Consider the following 18,987-nt stretch of genomic DNA (forward strand, 5'->3'; position numbering starts at 1 on the left):
ATCTGGAGCCGGTTTTCCAGGGCCGCCGGAGAGGCTGCGGGAAACTCACCTCACCAGGCAGGGCCGCTTGGCGTCGAAGGTCCAGTCCGGAACCAGGTACTGCATCGCCACGGAATCGTCACGCGACCCCAGACCGTGTTCGACGTAGAGTTCGTGTGCCGCAGCCAACCGATCCTCGTCGATGCTCACGCCGAGGCCGGGAGCTGTCGGCACCCGAATCTCGCCGTCGACGATCTTCAACGGATCGGTCGTGAGCTCCTGACCGTCCTGCCAGATCCAGTGGGTGTCAAGCGCGGTGATCTCACCTGGGGCTGCGGCCCCGACATGGGTGAACATCGCCAGGGACACATCGAAGTGGTTGTTCGAGTGCGAACCCCAGGTCAGGCCGAAGTCGTGGCACAGCTGGGACACTCGATGTGATCCGGACATCGTCCAGAAGTGCGGATCGGCCAGCGGGATATCCACGGCATTGGTCCGAATGGCGTGTGCCATCTCCCGCCAATCGGTGGCGATCATGTTCGTCGCCGTGCGCAGTCCGGTCTTCCGACGGAATTCGGCCATGGTCTCCCGCCCCGAGAATCGACCCTCGGCGCCGACCGGGTCCTCCGCATAAGCGACGACCCCGTTCAGCGCTCTGCCGTATTCGAGGGCTTCGTCAAGCAGCCATCCGCCGTTCGGGTCGAGGGTGATCCTCGCATCTGGGAACTCCCGAGACAAGGCGGTGACGGTCTCGACCTCGGCTTCTCCAGACAGGACCCCGCCCTTGAGTTTGAAGTCCTTGAACCCGTATTTCGCCGAGGCGGCCTTCGCGAGTTCGACGATGGCCTCCGATGTCAGGGCCTCCTCTCGGCGCAGACGATCCCACCCGCTTGCAGCAGGCTCGCGCAGATAATCGAGATCGGTGGCATCCGGGTTGCCCACATAGAACAGATAGCCGAGCATAGGCACGGCCTCCCGCTGCTGACCAGCGGCCAGGAGATCGGCCACGGGAAGCCCGAGGAACTGACCGTGCAGATCCAGCAGAGCTGATTCGATCACGGCAGTGGCATGGACGCCCACGCGCAGATCGAAGGTCTGGTTGCCGCGCCCACCGGCGTCGACGGAAGCGAATCGTCGATGCAACTCTGAGACGATCCGATTGACCTGGGCCACTCGTCGGCCGGAGAGCTCACGACCGGCCTCTTCAATCGCGACCTTGATGTTCTCGCCTCCGGGCACCTCACCGAGACCCGTTCTGCCGTCGCTGTCGGTGACGAGGACGATGTTGCGGGTGAAATAGGGTCCGTGAGCACCGGAGAGATTGAGCAGCATCGAGTCGCGGCCTGCCACCGGTACGACGCGCACGGATTCGATCGTCGGCGCGGTCACTTCTTCAGCCCTTCAATTGTGCCGTCGACCCGTCGGTTGAGTCCCCACGGGTTGGAGTCCTGCAACGGAGCAGGTAATAGGGCGTCAGAGAAACTCTGATAGGCCACAGGACGTAAGAAGCGCTCGATCGCGAGGCTTCCCACTGATGTGGTTCCACCGTTCGTCGTTGCAGGGAAGGGGCCTCCGTGAACCATGGCATGTCCTACCTCGACACCGGTCGGCCATCCGCCAAGGAGGATACGCCCGACCTTGAGCTCGAGTTCGCGCACCAGAGTGCGGACCGCATCCTCGTCATCGGAACCGGATTGAATCGTCGCGGTGAGTTGCCCTTCCATCGACTTCACTGCATCGACGAGCTCGTCTGTATTCCGATAGCGGACCACAAGAGAGAACGCTCCGAATACCTCTTCCCCAAGCGCTGCATTGGCAGAGAAGTCTTCGACCGTCGTCGTCATCAGAGTCGGTCCCGGGGCATTCTCTGTCTCCCCGGTTGAACCGGATGCCAACTGTTCAACACCGGCCTGTGCTCCTAGTGCGGATCTTCCCTCCTCCCACGATTGCGCAATGCCGGGCGTGAGCATGGTTTGCCCAACAGACGCAGCAAATGCCTCCCTAACTTCTGCAAGGAAGCCATCGCCAGCGCTTCCGATAGGAACGAAAAGCAGACCCGGAGCAGTGCAGAGCTGACCGGATGAACCGGTAACCGAGTTGAGGAAGCCCTGTGCCAGTGCGCTGGTATCGCCTGCAAGCGCACCTGAAAGGACGAACACCGGATTGATCGCACTCATCTCGGCGTAGACAGGGATCGGGGTGCGCCGCTTGGCAGCGGTCTCAGCTAGAGAGAGCCCAGCATTGCGCGAACCGGTGAAGCCGATCGCGGCGATTCGCGGGTCGGCAGCCAGTTGCTGGCCGATGTCGGAACCACGCCCGTAGACGATGGAGAATACGCCAGGGTGCACATCGGAAGCGGCGACTGCCCTTGCGATCGCCCTAGCGACCAGTAACCCCGTCCCCGGGTGAGCATTGTGCGCCTTGAATACGACGGGGCAACCGGCTGCCAACGCCGAGGCGGTGTCGCCACCGGCGGTGGAGAAGGCCAGAGGGAAGTTGCTCGCACCGAACACGGCGACGGGGCCGAGCGGCACCTGTCGCTGACGGATGTCCACGCGGGGAGCAGGGGTGCGATCCGGCAGCGCGGGATCGATCCGTACTCCATTAAAGTCGCCCTGACGAACCACCTCGGCGAACAGTCTCAGCTGGTTTGCAGTCCTGCCGACTTCGCCGGTCAACCGAGCTTGTGGCAAACCGGTCTCCTGCATGGCAGTGGCGATGATCTCTTCGGAATCGCCCTCGATCTCCGCTGCGATCGCTTCCAGGAAGGACGAGCGCTGTTCGGGCGTCGAGTCGCGATACGTGTCGAATGCTTCGGCCGCCGCTGTGGTCGCTTCCTCCACCTGGGCTGAGCTGAGGAACGAGAACTCGGGTCCGAAGGACTCGTTCGTCGCAGGGTTGACCGCACGGGTAGTGCCTTCGGTGCCCACGACACTCCGACCGGCGATGATCGATGTTCCTGTAGTCATTGTTACCTTCCTTTCAGCGTGAGGCCGGAACGATCCCGGCCGAGCGGATAAGGTCTTCAAGAGCCTGCTGTTCCTGCTCGAAGAGGTTACGCAGCGGTGGTCGCACAGTGCCGCAATCGCGGCCGATCGCCTTGAGCCCCGCCTTCACAATCGAAACGCCGTACCCTTCTCCGCGGTCGCGGATCTCAAGGTAGGGCAACACGAATCGACGCAACTTCTCCGAGACAGCGTCGTGATTCTGCGCCCGAACATCTGCATAGAATTCAAGCGCGAAGTCAGGGACAAAATTATAAATGGCAGACGAATAGGTGCTGAGACCGAGCTGCAACAGGGGAAGAGCATATGTTTCAGCAGTCGGTAGGCCACCCAGGTAGAACAAGCGGTCCCCGTTACGTCCATAAACTTTCGCAAGATGCTCGATATTGCCGATCGCATCTTTGAAACCGATGAAGTTCTCATGAGCGTCGGCAAGACGCTCGATCGTCTCTGCCGAATAGATGGCGTTCGCTCGGTTGTACACGATGACGCCGATGGAAGTCGCCTCACAAATCGCAGAAACGTGAGCGAACAGACCTTCCTGGGTGCATTCGGTCAAGTACGGAGGGAGCGCGAGCACTCCTTCTGCCCCAGCCGCCTCGGCATCCTTGACATTGGAGACCGCCTGCCACGTCGCGCCACTCGCTGAACCGAGCACCGGAACCTCTGGGTCTGACTCGGCCACTGCGATATCGAGCACCCGACGGTGTTCCTCGGGGCTGAGGCTGAATCCTTCACCTGTACCGCCTGCAGCAAAAAGCCCCGCTACCCCCTTCGAAGACTGCCAGGCGATGTGCTCGCCATAAGTTTTCTCATCAAGACTGAAGTCGTCGCTGAATGCTGTCACTGGGAAAGAGAGCAGTCCGTCTTTGAGGGCTGTTGCAAGTTCCTGCGGAGTGCGTTTGGCCATTGTCCATTCCTCGTCGTTGGGGTCGTTTACCGACAGTCTAGGAATAATAAATAATGCCCGTCCAAGACATTTTTTGCACTATTCGATACCTAACAGGCATTGCAGCTTCACCAGCCCGCCATCTAGGCATTCGATTCAAATAATGTTTTCACGGCATCGTTCCATTCCCAATGAGTCTTGGACGTGCGACTTGCCTCACCTCTAAAGTCAAACGACATGGGCTCGGTTCGACGACCAGATCCGGGTGAAGATTCTCTATTTCCGCTGCCAGACAACGCTGTCGGCCCACTCTGGGTCGCATGATCGGAGCCATAGATGCCTTTGCTGATCGTTGCATTATCCGTCGCACTTCTTCTTTTCATGATGATGCGGCTCAAACTCAATGGATTCATTGCGCTCACCGTCGTGTCGGTGCTCGTGGCACTGTGGGCCGTTGCGACAGGTGTTCTCACCTATGAGGGTTCCCCTGCCGGCCTTGCTGAGATCCCCGAAATCATCGGCGACGGCATAGGAGATCAGCTTTCCGAGACTCTGACCGTCATCGGCTTCGGTGCAATGATCGGTCGCGTCATGGGTGACGCTGGTGCAGCTCAGCAGATCGCAACGTCGATTACAAAGGTCTTCGGCACACGCGGCGTCCAATGGGCAATGGTGGCGGCATCCATGCTCCTGGGCATCACGATGTTCTATGAATCTGCCTTCGTCATCATTGTCCCAGTTGCCTTCACTCTGGTGCGCGCTACCAAAACGAATCTGCTGTGGGTGGGACTCCCTATGTCGATCTCGCTGTCGACGATGCATTCCTTCCTCCCTCCCCACCCAGGCCCGACAGCTGTCGCCGGCCTCTACGACGCCTCGGTCGGCCAGACCCTTGCCTATGGACTCATCATTGCCATTCCGATCGGCGCCGCCATCGCAATGGTGTGGCCACGCTTACCTTTCGTACGCAGGCTCGATCCACAGATCCCCAAAGGGCTGGTCAATGAAGAGACCGTTCCCGACGAACTCCTTCCATCGCGCGCACTGTCGTTCTCCGTCACCGTGCTCCCTATTGTGCTCATCGCCGGTGCCGAGGCTGTCCTCATGACGAATCCATCGAATGGGGTTCTTGTCTCGACGCTCAAGTTTGTTGGCGCCACGCCAATTGCCTTGCTTATCACCCTGTTGGTGGCGATATTCGCCTTTGGCCCGGGCCTTGGCCGGCCACTGTCGGAAGTCGCCGATTCCATGAGCGGAGCCGCCAAAGCCATGGCGATGATTCTCATGGTCATCGCAGCAGGCGGAGCCTTCAAAGAGGTCCTCACCTCGGCGGGTGTCGCCGACTACATTGCCAGCATCACGCAGTCGTGGCACATGAATCCGATAGTGCTAGCCTGGGTGATCGCAGCTATCCTGCGTATCGCCCTGGGTTCAGCCACCGTTGCAGTCGCCACCGCCGGCGGAATTGCTGCACCGCTCATCGCCGCGACAGGTGCTTCGCCCGAGCTCATGGTCCTCGCGACAGCATGCGGTTCGATCGCCTTCAGCCATGTCAATGACCCAGGGTTCTGGATGTTCAAAGAGTACTTCAACCTCAAGGTCGGCGAAGCCCTCAAAGTCCGCACCACCTATACGACGACCCTCGCGGTTCTCGGCCTGATCGGAGTGCTCATCCTCAGCCTCTTCTTCACTGCCTGACACACAAGAGTCGAGAGTCGACCGACAGCCAAAGCATCCTGATTCGCCCACTTTCAAGTACCACCGGTAATCAGCACAAGCCGAGTAAAGGATATGAGAACAGCTATGTACGCCCCGGATACGATCACCGAAGTCACTCTTTCGACGGCAGCGCTCCCACTGGCCACGCCGATCTCCGATGCCAAGGTATTCACCGGCAGGCAGAAGCCGATGACCGAAGTGATCTTCCTCTTCGCTGAGATCAAGAGTGCTCAAGGTTACGAAGGACTGGGCTTCAGCTACTCGAAACGTGCCGGTGGTCCTGCCCAGTACGCCCATGCCAAAGAAGTTGCCGAAGTGCTCATCGGCAAGGACCCCAACGACATCGCGAAGAACTACGTCTCCCTGCTGTGGGCAGGCGCGTCGGTCGGTCGGTCCGGTGTCGCTACCCAAGCGCTGGCAGCACTCGATATCGCCCTCTATGACATGAAGGCCAAGCGAGCCCAGCTTCCGCTCGCCAAGTTCCTCGGCGCGCATCGCGATTCGGTTCGCACGTACAACACCTCCGGTGGCTTCCTCAACGCCTCTCTCGAGGAGGTCAAGGCTGCGGCTTCCCGTTCCATCGCCGATGGAATCGGCGGCATCAAGATCAAAGTCGGTCTGCCGGATACAGCCGAAGACATTCGCCGTGTGACCGCTGTCCGTGAGCACATCGGCGATGTTCCGCTCATGGTCGATGCCAACCAGCAGTGGGATCGTGCGACTGCATTGCGGATGGGCCGAGCATTCGATGATCTCAATCTTATGTGGATCGAAGAGCCGCTCGATGCCTACGATGCCGACGGGCATGCCCGCCTGACCACTGCGCTCGACACCCCGATTGCCACAGGGGAGATGCTGAGTTCGGTGGCCGAGCACAAGAATCTCATCACAAAGCGCGCGTGCGACATCATTCAGCCGGACGCTCCGAGGGTCGGCGGAATCACGAACTTCATGCAGCTGCTTACTCTTGCCCACGAGGCGGAATTGGACTTGGCACCGCACTTCGCCATGGAGATCCATGTCCATCTGGCGGCGTGCTACCCGCGCGAGCCCTGGGTCGAGCACTTCGATTGGCTCGATCCCCTATTCAATGAGCGCCTTGAGACCGAAGACGGCCGTATGCTCGTTCCGGAACGTCCTGGGCTGGGGTTCAGCCTCTCTGAGCAGGCACGCGCCTGGACCACGGATTCCGTGACAATCAGGCGGTGACTCATGTCCCTGGACACGGCAATCACAGACATCCGAATCACACCGGTTGCCTTTGCTGACCCTCCGCTGCTCAATTCCGTGGGCGTCCATGAGCCCTACGCGCTACGTTCGGTCATCGAGGTCGAAACTGTGGGAGGATTTGTTGGGCTCGGCGAATCCTACGGCGATGCGAAGCACCTTCACCGCCTACGCTTGGCTGCTGATGGTCTCAAAGGCCTCGACGCTGAGAACCTCGAACGGCTTCGAGCATCTGCTCGCGAAGTACTACGCCACGACAGAACCGAAGGCGGACATGGAATGGCCGGAATGGTCACGACCTCGTCAACACTCGACCGCGTATTCTCTCCTTTCGAAGTTGCCTCTCTCGACATTCAAGGACAGAAATTCGGCGTGCCGATATCCACGTTGCTCGGTGGCCAAGTACGCTCACACGTTCCATTCAGCGGGTATCTATTCTACAAATGGGCAGGCCACCCGAACCAGCCCGAGGATCGGTGGGGAGAGGCGCTGGAGCCTGACGGCATCGTCAAGCAGGCTGAGAAGATGGTCTCGGAATACGGCTTCACCTCCCTGAAGTTGAAAGGAGGAGTTTACCCGCCAGAACAGGAAGTCGAGACCATTGAGGCTCTGTCCATGCGTTTCCCCGATATGCCGCTGCGAATCGATCCCAACGGTGTGTGGACGGTCAAGACTTCCATCGCCGTTGCCAAGCGCCTCGGTGATCGGATCGAATACCTCGAAGATCCCACACCCACCCAAAAGGGATTGGCACAAGTGCGAGCGCAAGTCGCTCAACCATTGGCAACGAACATGTATGTGGTCGCCTTCGATCAGTTGCCCGAAGCAGTCAGTCGCGGCTCGGTTGATGTTGTGCTGTCCGATCACCATTTCTGGGGCGGTCTCACGCGCTCAAAACTTCTGGCAGGAATCGCGGAGACGTTTTCCATGAAGCTTTCGATGCATTCGAATTCACACTTGGGTATCAGTCTTGCCGCGATGCTCCATCTCGCTGGCTCAACCCCGAACATCGACTATGCGTGCGATACGCACTGGCCGTGGAAAGATCCGGATGACGATGTTGTTGAAGGCAGACCGTTCGCTTTCGAACGCGGGACAGTCACGGTACCTGCAGGTCCTGGGCTGGGAGTTGCCCTCGACCGCACCAAACTCACTCGTCTCCACCAACAGTATCTCGAAAGTGGCATGAGTGAACGCAATGACACCGCATATATGCGGCAGTTCCACCCCGACTTCGACGCTACGCTCGCACGTTGGTGATGCGTCCGGGCTGGATCGTACTCACCGATTCACCAGGTGCTACAGCCGATACACTGCAGATAACGAACAGAACCGTCTCCCGGTAGGAATCGAGTGTTCAATGAAGTTCACACTGGCGCAGATCACCAGCTTCATTGCGGTGGCAGAGAATCTCCACTTCGGACAAGCTGCGGAGGAGCTGAATATGACTCAGCCGCCCCTCAGCCGGCAGATTCAGAAATTGGAGAAATCGATCGGTGTACAGCTGTTCGAACGAAACAATCGAAACGTCACTCTCACACCAGCCGGGGAAACGTTTCTGGCTGAGGCCTACGGGCTGGTCGCCTCTGTTAACAGAGCCCCGCGCAGGGCGCAGAAGGTCGCAGAAGGATCGTGGGGTCAAATCACGATCGGCTGCACTGCGGTCTCCAGTTTCGGAGTCCTGGGCGATCTGCTCTCCCGAATAGCAGACCGCCTGCCAGGCGTGAGCGTCGAGATCAGTGAGATGGTTACAGCCGAAGAAGTCAAAGCCCTTGGTGACGGACTGATCGATATCGGCCTCGGACGACCGGACCGGGTACCAGCGACGGTTGAAACGGCTCTGGTGCAGTCTGAGCGACTCGTCGCAGCAGTGCCGATTGATCACGCATTCGCACACCGAGACTCCCTTCGGTCATCCGAGATCTCTGGGCAGAATCTCATCATGCATTCGCCGACGAAGGCCCGCTACTTCTACGACCTCACTGTGCGCTATATCGATGTCGGCTCCAATGAGATCACCCATTCTCTCAGCCAGATCCTCACGATCGTTAACCTTGTTGCAGCTGGCAGAGGAATTGCGGTCGTCTCTGAGTCAGCCGCGCATCTTCGTTTGGACGGAGTCGTATACGTTCCCCTGGTTGACGTTCCTGATGGAGCCGTCGAGCTGCATGCGATTTGGAATCCCGACTCCCGCAATCCGGCGTTGAGGAAGGTCATCGAACTTGTGCGCGAGTTCTCCGATTGAGTCGCCAGCCACAAATAGATGCACCACTGCCATCGGACCAGCCCGACGGTTCCTTGCATTCGCAACATCACAAGCTAGGTAAGCATCTTGAGTTGGGCCCTATTTCCCGTCGTGTTGCGAACGCGTGGCCTTCGTCCTGACCCGAAGAGATCTGACGGACCTCAGTTGTCGACCTCGGCATTCCCAGCCGCTGAGAATGCGGATAGCGGCCACCGTCTAAATCTAGACAAACTTGACTCAAGCCGTAGCCACCGATATTCCGCCTTCTTCGAAGAATTTCGGCGCAAGTCTCGAAGGAAGGCAGACTAGTGACGGCACTCCTGAACGGTAGCGTTGCTATCAGCGAATTCGACGGTGCCAGCCTCGATATGCTCATCCACCAGGGCTTCCACCCTGTCCCCGTCAGTGGAGTCCAAAGCCTCACTCCCGAAGTACTCGGTATCGAGCTCACACTCGCCGAAGCTACGCCCGGCGTTACACCCGGTTCCCATATCGAAGTGGCCCTCCCGTTGTCCGATTGCCCCGAAATCCTGACGAAATGCGGCTCCTTCTGTTCCCTCGGTTGCGCGATATCCCTGGCTGACCTGCCGCGCGGGTTCACTATGCTCAACGAGGATTACCAAAACGGAGACAATCAGCAGCCGATGAACGCCCTCATCCAAGCTTCGAGCACAGGGCCACGGGTCGATGATCCTCGCCTTAGTCGACGCGCCGGATGTCCCAGCTGGAATCCGTCGTGCAGGTGCGCGGGTGGCAGGTCATGAAGAGTGCATATCCGTCGTCGCTGACGTGATGGAACCGGCCGGTCAGATCCGAATCGATCACCGCGCCGAGGCTGTCCATCGACGCCGCACCCCCTTCGAGATCGACGAAGAACCGACCGTCATACGCCCCGGATATCCCGTTGATGAAACGGTCCCGCACCTCGGCGACGTCGACGCCGGACTTCGTCCGTTCGAGCACAACGGGCGAGCCGAGCCTCTGGCTGTCAGGGTCGGGAGTGCTGTCGCACATCACCCTGGACTCTTCCGCTGTGCACTGGCTGAGCCTCTTGCCGATCGACCCCAGGCTCTCGCCGCTGGCAGCGTCGACGACCTCGGTGCCGTCGGGCCAGTTGACGATGAGCATGCCCGCTTCGAGCATGACGGTTCCGGGGTGTTCGCCGTCCCTGACCTTCGCAGAATCCCAGATGACGTCCTTGCCCTCGGCCAGGTCGAGCAGCTGGACATCTTCGAGTTCTCTTTCGGCTCCGCTTCCACTGGACTTCCGCACCACCACCGAATCCTCGCCGAGGCTGACCGGGCCGAGCCCCTCCTGTGTCCACACGCTCTGCGGCTTCGTCGGTGAGGAATAGTCGACGAGAACGGTTCTCCGAGATTCCTTGTCGCTGACTTCGATGGCCGCGTGCGTGCTGGTCGGAACGTGCAGGTCGACATCACCGTCTTCGCCGCCGAGGCGGTGGAAGGATTCGAGGTCACCGGTCTTTCCGTCCAGGGACGCCACGCCGCTCCTGCCTCCTGACTTCGCGGCCATGAGAAGCGAGAACCCGTCGGCGGTGTCGATGATCGACGGGTTGCCGTAGAGCCGGAAGATCGGATCGACCTGCTCTCCTGCTCTGGTCTCCAGCTCCGTGGACTGATCGAGGGTCCAGATCGGATCCGCAGTGTCGGCCTCGACCACCGCGACGACGGGGTCCTCATACGCCTTTCTGGCCCCTGCGATGATGACCGATTCGTCAGCCAACGCGACTCCGTTGACGTGCCGGATATCGAGGAAATCGATTCCATTCGAATCCGCGATGCTCGACGGAAGGGGGTCGCTCAAGGTCAGCGGCAGGGCGCCCGCTGCGGTGCGGCGATCCAGACCCGAGTCCGATTCAGCCGCATGGAACCCGCATTTCGCCCGCTCCTCGGCGCAGGAGACGAGATAGTCCTCATTCATCGCCTGCGGAGCTCCCGCGATGTCCTCCGCACGAACTCTGCCCGTGCGATCCAGAGCCTGGATGCGATCGTCATCGTCGGTCTGATCCTTGACGACGACCGTGTCGCCGAAGACATCGACGATCTCCCAATCGCTGCTGTCCGCACCCGAGCCATAGGGCGAGGACCGTTCGATGGCCCCGTCAGAGGCATCTGCTGCGGTCAGCTGCCCGTCGTCGGCACAGGCGATCAGGGTTGAGCTCGCGGTGCAGTCGGCGAAATCGTCGAGGCCTTCTGCCGTCGAGCCCTCATCGATCCCGATCAGCTCAGTCGTGGGACCGGCCGGGGTGTCATCGGAGGCAGCCTCACCCTCGTCATGACCCGCATCGGCGTGGACGACGGCAAAGTCCCCCGCTGCGGCTCGGATCCTGGCATTGTCGAACCTGTCGCTGAGGTCCCAAACCAGATCCCCCTTCTCGGCATCAACGCCTCTGGGTGCTGTGTTCTCCTTCCGCTCCGGACCTTCGTCCGTGTACAGCAGATCGACATCGGTCGTCGGTTCCACAACGACCGTATCCGCGCTCACAGCGGTGGGCCAGACATCGTCCGTCGTCCAGCGGGTGCTTCCCGACTTTCCATCGATCGCCCACGTCGTCAGCGAACCCGCCCTGTTCCGCTGCGCGCTGGCCGCCACAACTGTGTCGTCGGAGGCCAGGACCGGGCGAGCCATGAGCTTGTCCGCATGCTCGTCATCGGTGATGAGCGGCTCACTCAGCCACTGGGCCCGGCCGTCGGCCCCGGACAGGGACGCCACACCGAGGCTCACAGGTTCGTCCGTCCCACCTGCATCGATGTGGGCGGTCGTCCGATAGGGAACGAGAACGTCGAACTCGCCCCTGCCGTGGTCGCGGACGACGGGTTCCGCAGCGTCGTGGGGACTGCTGAGGTCGACGACAGCAGAACCACCGCCGAGGATGGGGTCCCCGTCATCGGCGCTCCAGATCGCGCGGCCGGTCGTCAGATCGATGGCGGCGAGCCTGCCCCCGGAATGATCGGTGGTGGCCACCAGTGCGATGCCGCCGATCAGCTTCACACCGGCCAGGTCATCGGCACCGATATCGGCGCCGGTCAGCATCGTCGCCTCAGCGTAGTCGAGCGGGTCGTCGGATCTGTTCGTACAAGCGGCCACCGCCACAAGAACCGAGCACAGTGCCAGAGCACCCACTGTCCGCAGAGGCCGCTTCGTCGTCATGGAGGAACAACCTAGTGGGCCCCGAGTGCTTCCTCCACCCGTCGACGATCCTCACCGGCATGCCCGCGACGCAGCACCGGGCTCCGCTGACTCATTCCCTCGCCGCGGCCAGCTCCTCCCGGAAGGCCCGTCCCGCAGCACCGATGTCTCCCGCTGAGGTGATGAACCGGAAACCCTGATCCTTGCGCAGCTTGGCCTCGGTCCCATCGCCGCAGTGGATGCCGGGGACCACCCCGGCGGCGTCGGCGGCGGTGCGGATCCGCACGAGCGCCTCGGCGTGGGCGTCGTTCGGCTGCCCCGGCAGGGCACCGACGGCGAAGGCGAGGTCGGAGGGCCCGACATAGATCCCGTCGACGCCCGGAACAGCACAGATGTCCTCGACCGCGGCGAGCCCCTCGGCGTTCTCAATCATGACGAACAGCAGCGGGCGCTCATCCCGAGTGTCCTGCACGGCGTTGTGCATGATCTCGGCGGTCGGACCCCAGGAGCGGTCGCCTCCGCGGGAGGGATAGTCGAGGGCGGCCACGGCGGCCTCCGCCTCGGCGACGGAGGACACGAGGGGCACGATGATCGCTTCGACGCCGGCGTCGGCGAGCGCACCGATCTCGGTGAAGCGGTTCGCAGCGACCCGCGCGGTCACGAGCGCATCCCCGCTGGCACGCACGGCATCGGTCAGCCGCAGCACATCGGTGGGACGGACCAGCCCGTGCTGCAGGTCGAGACAGACATAGTCGAATCCGGCCGCCGATCCGATCTTCGCAAGCTCCGGACTCGTCGACATCATCCACAGTCCGTTGAAGGTCTCCCCCGCGCGCAGGCGGGCCCGATGGTTCTCGATCGCTGCAGTCATGTCTGCATCGAATCACGGAAGCGCTCAGCCGCGCCAGAGCTGCCCGGCATACGGATGGACGACCTCGCCGAGGCGGCCCGACGCCGCGTACGGACGGCGGGGGCCGCCTCGGCGCGGGGACGGCCCTGGTCAGACTCTCTCAGCCGTCCTCGAGGAGAGGGCCGATGACACGGTGGCGGGCGATGACGAAGGGGCCGCTGTATCCGGCTTCGATGAGTTCGAGGTCGAGGCGTCGCGGCAGCAGCGGGCGCCCCTTGCCGAGGACGACTGGGGCGGTGTAGGTGATGATCTCGTCGAGGAATCCTTCGTCGGCGAACTGGCCGGCGAGGTCTCCCCCGCCCATCACCCACAGATCGTGGTCGCCGGTGGCCGTGCACATCTCGACGTAGTGGTCGGCGACCGGTCCCTGTGCGAAGCGGATATCAGGTTTCTTCCCGTCTTCGCCGTTCTCCGGCAGCGCTGAGTTCCGGTGGGTCATCACCCAGGTGGGCACCGTGTACGGCCACGGCCCGTCGAGGTTGCGCAGCAGCCATTCGTACGTCGTCGACCCCATGACGATCGCACCGACGCCCTCGAAGAAGCCGTCGTCGGGCTGTTCCTCGGTCTGCCGCAGCAGCCATTCGAGCGAATCGTTCGGGTCGGCGATGAAGCCGTCGAGCGTGACGGCGGTGTAGTAGACGGTGCGTGGCACGATGCGGTGTCCTCCTGTGACTGCCGCGCTCGTCGGTGCGCCGGCGGTGGCGCCGGCAGTGGCGCCGGCAGTGGCGCCGGCGGTGGCAGTGGCGCTGGCACTTGACGAGCTCGGCAGGATCGGTGTCGGTCTCCCTGCATCCTACTTTCGCTGGGCTGACACGGTGCCGTTCTGCCGTTCCCGGTTTTCGCGGCAAGGAATCGTAGGGTTCCAGTCTCAAAACATACACTTCGCTCCCGCGAAACGAGCCCGCTCGCTCGTCACCGGTGCAGCACCGGCTGCTCGGCACCGTCACCGGTGCAGCACCGGCTGCTGGGCACCGCCACCGGCGCGGCTCCTGACCGGCACAGCACCACCGCGGGTCCAGTCAGGAGCTCAGATCCGATCGTGGCGTGCTCACAGTTCCTGCGTCCGGAGCGCCTCGGCGATGTACTCGGCCTGCCGGATGGCCAGAGCAACGATGGTCAGCGTCGGGTTCGCTGCTGCACCGGAGGTGAAGACCGATCCGTCGGAGACGAAGAGGTTCTTCACATCATGGGTCCTACCCCACTTGTCGACGACTCCGTCCTCGGGACGTTCGCTCATGCGGGCGGTGCCGAGGTTGTGCGTCGACGGATACGGCGGAGTGTGATGCCATGTCTTCGCGCCGACGGCTTCGTAGACGCGCTGACCAGCGGCGTAGGCGTGCTCACGCATCGCGAGGTCGTTGGCATGATCATCGTAGTGGACGTTCGGAACAGGCAGTCCGTGCTGGTCCTTGACCGTCGTGTTGAGGCTGACCCGGTTCGTCTCCTGCGGCATGTCCTCTCCGACGATCCACATGCCTGCCGTGTTGAGGTAGCGGTCGATGAGCGCCGCGAAGTCCGGACCCCATCCGCCTGGTTCGACGAAGGAGGCCATGAACGCCGGCCCCAGTGAGATCGTCTCCATGTAGTAGCCGCCGGAGAAACCTCGGTCGGGGTCATGGATCGACTCATCGGCGATGACGCCGGCCATCGTCTCGCCTCGGTACATCCGCACCGGCTTGTCGAAGTGTCCCCACACCGTTCCGGTCAGGTGACGCATATAGTTCCTGCCCACGTGCCCCGAGGAGTTCGCCAGCCCGTCGGGGAACGACGGTGTGCCGGACAGGAGGAGCAGCCTCGGCGTCTCGATCGAGTTGCCGGCTACACACACGATCTTCGCGGCCTGCCGGTGGAGGTTGCCGTCCTTATCGAGGTAGAGCACGGCATCGGCCCGACCCTGAGCGTCATGGGTGATCTGGACGGCTTGGGATTCCGGTCGCAGGTCGAGCAGTCCGGTGTCCGCGGCGCGCGGGATCTCCCTGACCAGGGTCGACCACTTGGACTTGTTCTTATCACCCTGGAAATTGAAACCGTCCTGGATGGAGGCGGGGCGACCGTCGTATTCTTCGGCGTTCGTGGCGTACGGGCCGGTGGCGTAGAACCGGTAGCCGACCTCCTTCGCGCCGTTGGCGAAGACCTTGTAGTTGTTGTTCGCCGGCAGTGGGGGTCGACCGTGAACGTGGGTCGACCCCATCGCCTTCTCCGCTCGGTTGTAGTACGGTGCCATCTCCTCGAGCGTGATCGGCCAGTCGAGGAGGTTCGCTCCGTCGATGCGTCCGTAGACACTGCGGGGTCTGAACTCGTGGTCCTTGAACCTCGGTGTCGCCCCCGACCAGTGAGTCGTCGTGCCGCCGACGGCCTTGACGATCCAGGCGGGCAGGTTCGGGAAGTCGCGGGCGATCCGCCAGGATCCGGTCGTGGTCCGGGGATCGAGCCAAGCCATCTGGTTGAAGGCCTCCCACTCGTTGTTGACGTAGTCCTCGTTCTGCAGATACGGCCCCGCTTCGAGAACGACGACGGGGATCCCCTTCGCCGTGAGCTCGTAGGCCAGCGTTCCCCCACCGGCCCCGGAGCCGATGATGACGACGGATTCCTCATCAGGATCGATGCTGTAACCGGTGACGCTGCGCCCGGCCTCGGCGGCGGTCGAGTTCTGGCTTGTTCGCGGATTCGCGGTCATCATTTCTTCACCTCACCCATATCGGCACTCTGCGGTGCCGGTTGATTCGTCGAGTCGTCAGCGGCGGCGCTGCGTGCCTTGGCTCGGGCACCCTCGCCGAGCTCGGGCAGAGGCTCGTCCTCCGGGTAGACGATCTGCGGTTCGGGCAGCCAGTCGAGATCGTCGAAACCGCGGTTGATGTAGCCGCCCTTGTCAAACGACGGACCCTCGTACCCGAGCCTGTCCCAGACTTCGATGTCGTCGTAGAGGTTGAGCACCGCGGTGCGGCGGACGAATCCGAAGAACTCTGTGCCTTCGATCCTCCGCAGCACTTTGAGCGCGGCCTCGTCATCGAGTCCGCAGAAGTCACCGTCGGAGAGCTGGTCGAGGGAGAGCAGCCCCTGGATGAGGGCTACCCTGAACCAGGTCTCCTCATCTGCGGCGACGATGAGGGTGTCAGCGGTGCGCTCGTAGGGGCCGTCGGGAAAATCAGCGTGCGGAAAGGCCACACGCAAGACGCGGATGAGGGTCTGTCGGGCCTCATCGGTCATCTCCATCGCATTCAGCGATGGGTACTTTGCGGGGAATGCCATCGGATGCTCCTTTGCTCCTGTTCGGTCTCTGCTCCTGAGCGATCTCTGCTCCTGATCGGGCGCGGCCCCACCGCGACCGCATCCGACCGTCACCAGCAACCTATGTGAACCACAACACAATGGACTATCCTCATTCTCACCACATGAAAAACCGAGGAGGCCACGTGTCGAACAGCGCCGTCATCCAGCGAGTCTTCTCCGTCCTCGAAGCGGTGGCCGCTACCGGCAGCGCCGCCGCGAAGACGGTCGCCAATCGTCTTGAGATCCCCCTTCCCACCGTCTACCGACTCCTCAACGAGCTCGCCGACTCCGGGTACCTCGTCTATCTCAAGGAGTCCAAGCGCTTCGAACTCGGGCCCAAATGCTTCGAACTCGGCCTGTCCTTCCAGCAGCGCCTCGTCGCGCCATTCCCCCTGCGCCAGATCACGGACCAACTCCACCGGGCGCTGGGCACGGCCGCCTACTTCGCCATCTATCGCGGCTCGGACATCATCCTCACCTACTGCTCGGACTGCGAGAAGCATCCGCGTCTGCGGCCCCTTCGCTTCGGGTTCCACGAAGCTGCCCATGCCACCGCATTCGGCAAGATCCTGCTCTCGGCCATGCCGGCCGCTCAGCGCACCGAGTACCTCGATGCGCGGGGGATGGCGGTGCTCACCCCGCAGACGATCATCAACCGGGAGATCCTCAACGATCACCTCGCCGAGGTGGCCACCCGCGGCATCGCCTGGGAACACGACGAGTTCCTGCCTCGCCAGACCTGTGCGGCCGTACCGGTGCGCAATGGTGCGGGAATGCAGGTCGGGGCGATGGCGATGAGCACCCCCTCGTCGAAGGCGAAGGGGCGGATGAAGGAGATCGAATCGACGCTGCGTGAACATGCGGGCCTGGCCTCGAGCTACCTGCGCGGCGGCACCGTGACGGTACCGGTGGTCGAACACGCCTGATTATCGCCTCATGAGAAGAGGCATACACTCCTGCGCGGTGCTGTGCCGAGAATGATCGTGCTCACTCAAAGACGAGACACCAAGGAGAAGACATGAGCACGACCAACAGCGTCGCCGTGGTCACCGGTTCGGGACGGGGCATCGGTCAGGGGATCGCCCAGCGGCTCGGAGCCGATGGCCATCACGTCATCGTCGCCGATCTGCCGAGCATGAAGGGTGAGGTGGCAGAGACCGTCTCCACGATTCAGAACGCAGGAGGCAAGGCCACCGGCGCCGAGGTCGACGTCACGGACGAGGAATCGCTCGGCCGCCTCGTCGATACCGCAGTGGAAGCCGGAGGCAAACTCGACGTCTTCGTCGCCAATGCCGGAATCGCTCAGGTGGAGCCGCTGATCGAGTATTCGAAGGCGGACTTCGAGAAGATCGTCGACGTCAACCTCACCGGAGTCTTCCTGTCCTATCAAGCCGCGGCGAAGCAGATGATCGAACAGGGCAACGGCGGCAAGATCATCGGGGCGGCCTCGATCGTCGCCTTCCGCCCCTTCGCACTGCTCTCGCCGTATTCGGCGACGAAGTGGGCAGTCCGCGGCCTCACGCAGGGCGCGGCGATGGAGTGGGCCAAACATGGCATCACCGTCAACGCCTACGGTCCCGGCATAGTCGGCACCGCGATGTGGGACCTCATCGATGAGAAGCTCGCCGCCGAGGAGGGGCTGGCCAAGGGCGAGGCGATCAAGAAGTACGCCGGTGACATCCTCATGGGCAGGGTGTCCGTGCCCGAGGACGTGGCCAATCTGGTTTCCTTCCTCGCCGGCGAAGACTCCGATTACATCACCGGCCAGACCATGCTCGTCGACGGAGGAATGCAGTTCTCCTGAGCGGGTTGCCTGGGCCGGTCGGCTGGGCCGGTCGGCCGAGCAGGCCGCCCTGGGGCGGTCGCCCGGGGCCGGTCGCCTGGGGCGGTCGGCCGAGCAGGCCGCCCTGGGGCGGTCGCCCGGGGCCGGTCGCCTGGGGCGGTCGCCCGGGGCCGGTCGCCTGGGGCGGTCGCCTGGGGCGGTCGCCCGGGCCGGGTCCACCATATTTCCGCACTCACACCACAGGACAGAAAGCTCACTCAACAAACAGAAAGAGGAGAACAACCGTGATCTTCATCGTCGTGAAGTTCCCAGTCAAACCCGAGTTGGCCGACCAGTGGCCCGACATCACTCGCGAGTTCACCGAGGCGACCCGCGCCGAACCGGGCAACAAATGGTTCGACTGGTCGCGCAGCCTCGATGATCCGAACGAATACGTCCTCGTCGAGGCCTTCGACGAGGACGCGGCCGAAGCGCACGTGAAATCCGAGCACTTCCAGGCCGCCATCGCAGAAGGCGGTCCCATGCACAGCGCGCTGGCCGCGACCCCGAAGATCATTTCGCGCCAGATCGACGGCGAGGGCTGGGACGCCATGGGCGAGTTGCAGATCGACTGACAGCACTCGATGCCCCAGGGGCGCGGGCCCGCGCGTTCGGCGGGCCGGCGCGTTCGGCAGGCCCGCGCCCCTGGGGCTGGGCTGCCTGGCGCGGCGCACCCTACTTTCGCAAAGCGCACGCGGCGTTCGTCATTTCAGCGGGAAGGTATCGTAGGTTTCCAGGCTCGAAATATACATTTCTCTGCCGTGAAATCGG

16 protein-coding genes are annotated in these 18,987 nt (G+C 62.4%); 7 read left to right on the top strand and 9 right to left on the bottom strand.

What is annotated here, in order from left to right; translation table 11 throughout:
- Positions 1-45: 45 nt before the first annotated feature.
- The 3 genes from IG171_RS15590 to IG171_RS15600 are packed head-to-tail and all read right to left on the bottom strand — an operon-like array spanning position 46 to position 3,894.
- Positions 46-1,311, bottom strand: coding sequence for an enolase C-terminal domain-like protein (locus IG171_RS15590; protein ID WP_212131730.1), 1,266 nt, complete (start codon positions 1,309-1,311; stop codon positions 46-48).
- A 53-nt stretch (positions 1,312-1,364) separates the two neighbouring features.
- Positions 1,365-2,948 carry an aldehyde dehydrogenase (NADP(+)) gene (locus tag IG171_RS15595; RefSeq protein WP_212128267.1) on the bottom strand — a complete coding sequence of 528 codons (1,584 nt, stop codon included), beginning with the start codon at positions 2,946-2,948 and terminating at the stop codon, positions 1,365-1,367.
- A 13-nt stretch (positions 2,949-2,961) separates the two neighbouring features.
- Positions 2,962-3,894, bottom strand: a complete 933-nt coding sequence (locus IG171_RS15600) for a 5-dehydro-4-deoxyglucarate dehydratase (RefSeq protein ID WP_212128268.1) — start codon at positions 3,892-3,894, stop codon at positions 2,962-2,964.
- Between the two features lie 315 nt (positions 3,895-4,209).
- Here IG171_RS15600 and IG171_RS15605 point away from each other — a divergent pair, with 315 nt between their 5' ends.
- From IG171_RS15605 to IG171_RS15620, 4 genes are all read left to right on the top strand, one after another.
- A complete protein-coding gene (locus IG171_RS15605; RefSeq protein ID WP_212128269.1) occupies positions 4,210-5,571 on the top strand; it encodes a gluconate:H+ symporter in 1,362 nt (453 codons plus the stop codon).
- A 105-nt stretch (positions 5,572-5,676) separates the two neighbouring features.
- Complete coding sequence (locus tag IG171_RS15610) at positions 5,677-6,801, top strand: mandelate racemase/muconate lactonizing enzyme family protein (RefSeq protein WP_212131731.1); 1,125 nt, start codon at positions 5,677-5,679, stop codon at positions 6,799-6,801.
- Positions 6,802-6,804: 3 nt separating this feature from the next.
- Positions 6,805-8,079, top strand: a complete 1,275-nt coding sequence (locus IG171_RS15615) for a glucarate dehydratase family protein (protein WP_212128270.1) — start codon at positions 6,805-6,807, stop codon at positions 8,077-8,079.
- 100 nt (positions 8,080-8,179) lie between these two features.
- Entirely contained in the window at positions 8,180-9,064 is an 885-nt protein-coding gene (locus IG171_RS15620) for a LysR family transcriptional regulator (RefSeq protein ID WP_212128271.1), read from the top strand.
- Positions 9,065-9,369: 305 nt separating this feature from the next.
- On the opposite strand, the gene IG171_RS15625 is transcribed toward IG171_RS15620, so the two are convergent.
- From IG171_RS15625 to IG171_RS15650, 6 genes are all read right to left on the bottom strand, one after another.
- Positions 9,370-9,726, bottom strand: coding sequence for a hypothetical protein (locus IG171_RS15625; protein WP_212128272.1), 357 nt, complete (start codon positions 9,724-9,726; stop codon positions 9,370-9,372).
- 37 nt (positions 9,727-9,763) lie between these two features.
- Positions 9,764-12,235: a hypothetical protein gene (locus IG171_RS15630; protein WP_212128273.1), complete on the bottom strand. Its 2,472-nt coding sequence runs from the start codon at positions 12,233-12,235 to the stop codon at positions 9,764-9,766.
- 91 nt (positions 12,236-12,326) lie between these two features.
- Positions 12,327-13,085 carry an aldolase/citrate lyase family protein gene (locus IG171_RS15635; protein WP_212128275.1) on the bottom strand — a complete coding sequence of 253 codons (759 nt, stop codon included), beginning with the start codon at positions 13,083-13,085 and terminating at the stop codon, positions 12,327-12,329.
- A 139-nt stretch (positions 13,086-13,224) separates the two neighbouring features.
- Complete coding sequence (locus IG171_RS15640) at positions 13,225-13,776, bottom strand: dihydrofolate reductase family protein (RefSeq protein ID WP_212128277.1); 552 nt, start codon at positions 13,774-13,776, stop codon at positions 13,225-13,227.
- A gap of 396 nt (positions 13,777-14,172) precedes the next feature.
- The gene (locus tag IG171_RS15645) at positions 14,173-15,804 is read right to left on the bottom strand and encodes a GMC family oxidoreductase (RefSeq protein WP_249203743.1); all 1,632 of its coding nucleotides are present in this window, start codon (positions 15,802-15,804) and stop codon (positions 14,173-14,175) included.
- On the bottom strand, positions 15,801-16,373 hold the full coding sequence (locus IG171_RS15650) for a hypothetical protein (RefSeq protein WP_212128279.1): 573 nt from the start codon (positions 16,371-16,373) through the stop codon (positions 15,801-15,803). Before IG171_RS15650 ends, IG171_RS15645 begins: the two co-directional genes overlap by 4 nt.
- 164 nt (positions 16,374-16,537) lie before the next feature.
- On the opposite strand from IG171_RS15650, the gene IG171_RS15655 reads away from it, so the two are divergent.
- The 3 genes from IG171_RS15655 (at position 16,538) to IG171_RS15665 (ending at position 18,791) form a co-directional block, all read left to right on the top strand.
- Positions 16,538-17,320 (top strand): IclR family transcriptional regulator, encoded by a 783-nt coding sequence (locus tag IG171_RS15655; RefSeq protein ID WP_212128280.1) that lies wholly within the window; start codon positions 16,538-16,540, stop codon positions 17,318-17,320.
- A 92-nt stretch (positions 17,321-17,412) separates the two neighbouring features.
- On the top strand, positions 17,413-18,198 hold the full coding sequence (locus IG171_RS15660; protein WP_212128282.1) for an SDR family NAD(P)-dependent oxidoreductase: 786 nt from the start codon (positions 17,413-17,415) through the stop codon (positions 18,196-18,198).
- A gap of 263 nt (positions 18,199-18,461) precedes the next feature.
- Positions 18,462-18,791, top strand: a complete 330-nt coding sequence (locus IG171_RS15665; RefSeq protein ID WP_212128284.1) for a putative quinol monooxygenase — start codon at positions 18,462-18,464, stop codon at positions 18,789-18,791.
- The last annotated feature ends 196 nt before the right edge of the window (positions 18,792-18,987 follow it).

Source organism: Brevibacterium sp. SMBL_HHYL_HB1 (assembly GCF_018208375.1).
Lineage (GTDB): Bacteria > Actinomycetota > Actinomycetes > Actinomycetales > Brevibacteriaceae > Brevibacterium > Brevibacterium intestinavium.

Bases quoted from the DNA above. Each gene is read 5' to 3' on its own strand.
- IG171_RS15590 (WP_212131730.1), bottom strand. From the start codon at position 1,311: ATGCTGCTCAATCTCTCCGGTGCTCACGGACCCTATTTCACCCGCAAC.
- IG171_RS15595 (WP_212128267.1), bottom strand. From the start codon at position 2,948: ATGACTACAGGAACATCGATCATCGCCGGTCGGAGTGTCGTGGGCACC.
- IG171_RS15600 (WP_212128268.1), bottom strand. From the start codon at position 3,894: ATGGCCAAACGCACTCCGCAGGAACTTGCAACAGCCCTCAAAGACGGA.
- IG171_RS15605 (WP_212128269.1), top strand. From the start codon at position 4,210: ATGCCTTTGCTGATCGTTGCATTATCCGTCGCACTTCTTCTTTTCATG.
- IG171_RS15610 (WP_212131731.1), top strand. From the start codon at position 5,677: ATGTACGCCCCGGATACGATCACCGAAGTCACTCTTTCGACGGCAGCG.
- IG171_RS15615 (WP_212128270.1), top strand. From the start codon at position 6,805: ATGTCCCTGGACACGGCAATCACAGACATCCGAATCACACCGGTTGCC.
- IG171_RS15620 (WP_212128271.1), top strand. From the start codon at position 8,180: ATGAAGTTCACACTGGCGCAGATCACCAGCTTCATTGCGGTGGCAGAG.
- IG171_RS15630 (WP_212128273.1), bottom strand. From the start codon at position 12,235: ATGACGACGAAGCGGCCTCTGCGGACAGTGGGTGCTCTGGCACTGTGC.
- IG171_RS15635 (WP_212128275.1), bottom strand. From the start codon at position 13,085: ATGACTGCAGCGATCGAGAACCATCGGGCCCGCCTGCGCGCGGGGGAG.
- IG171_RS15645 (WP_249203743.1), bottom strand. From the start codon at position 15,804: ATGATGACCGCGAATCCGCGAACAAGCCAGAACTCGACCGCCGCCGAG.
- IG171_RS15650 (WP_212128279.1), bottom strand. From the start codon at position 16,373: ATGGCATTCCCCGCAAAGTACCCATCGCTGAATGCGATGGAGATGACC.
- IG171_RS15660 (WP_212128282.1), top strand. From the start codon at position 17,413: ATGAGCACGACCAACAGCGTCGCCGTGGTCACCGGTTCGGGACGGGGC.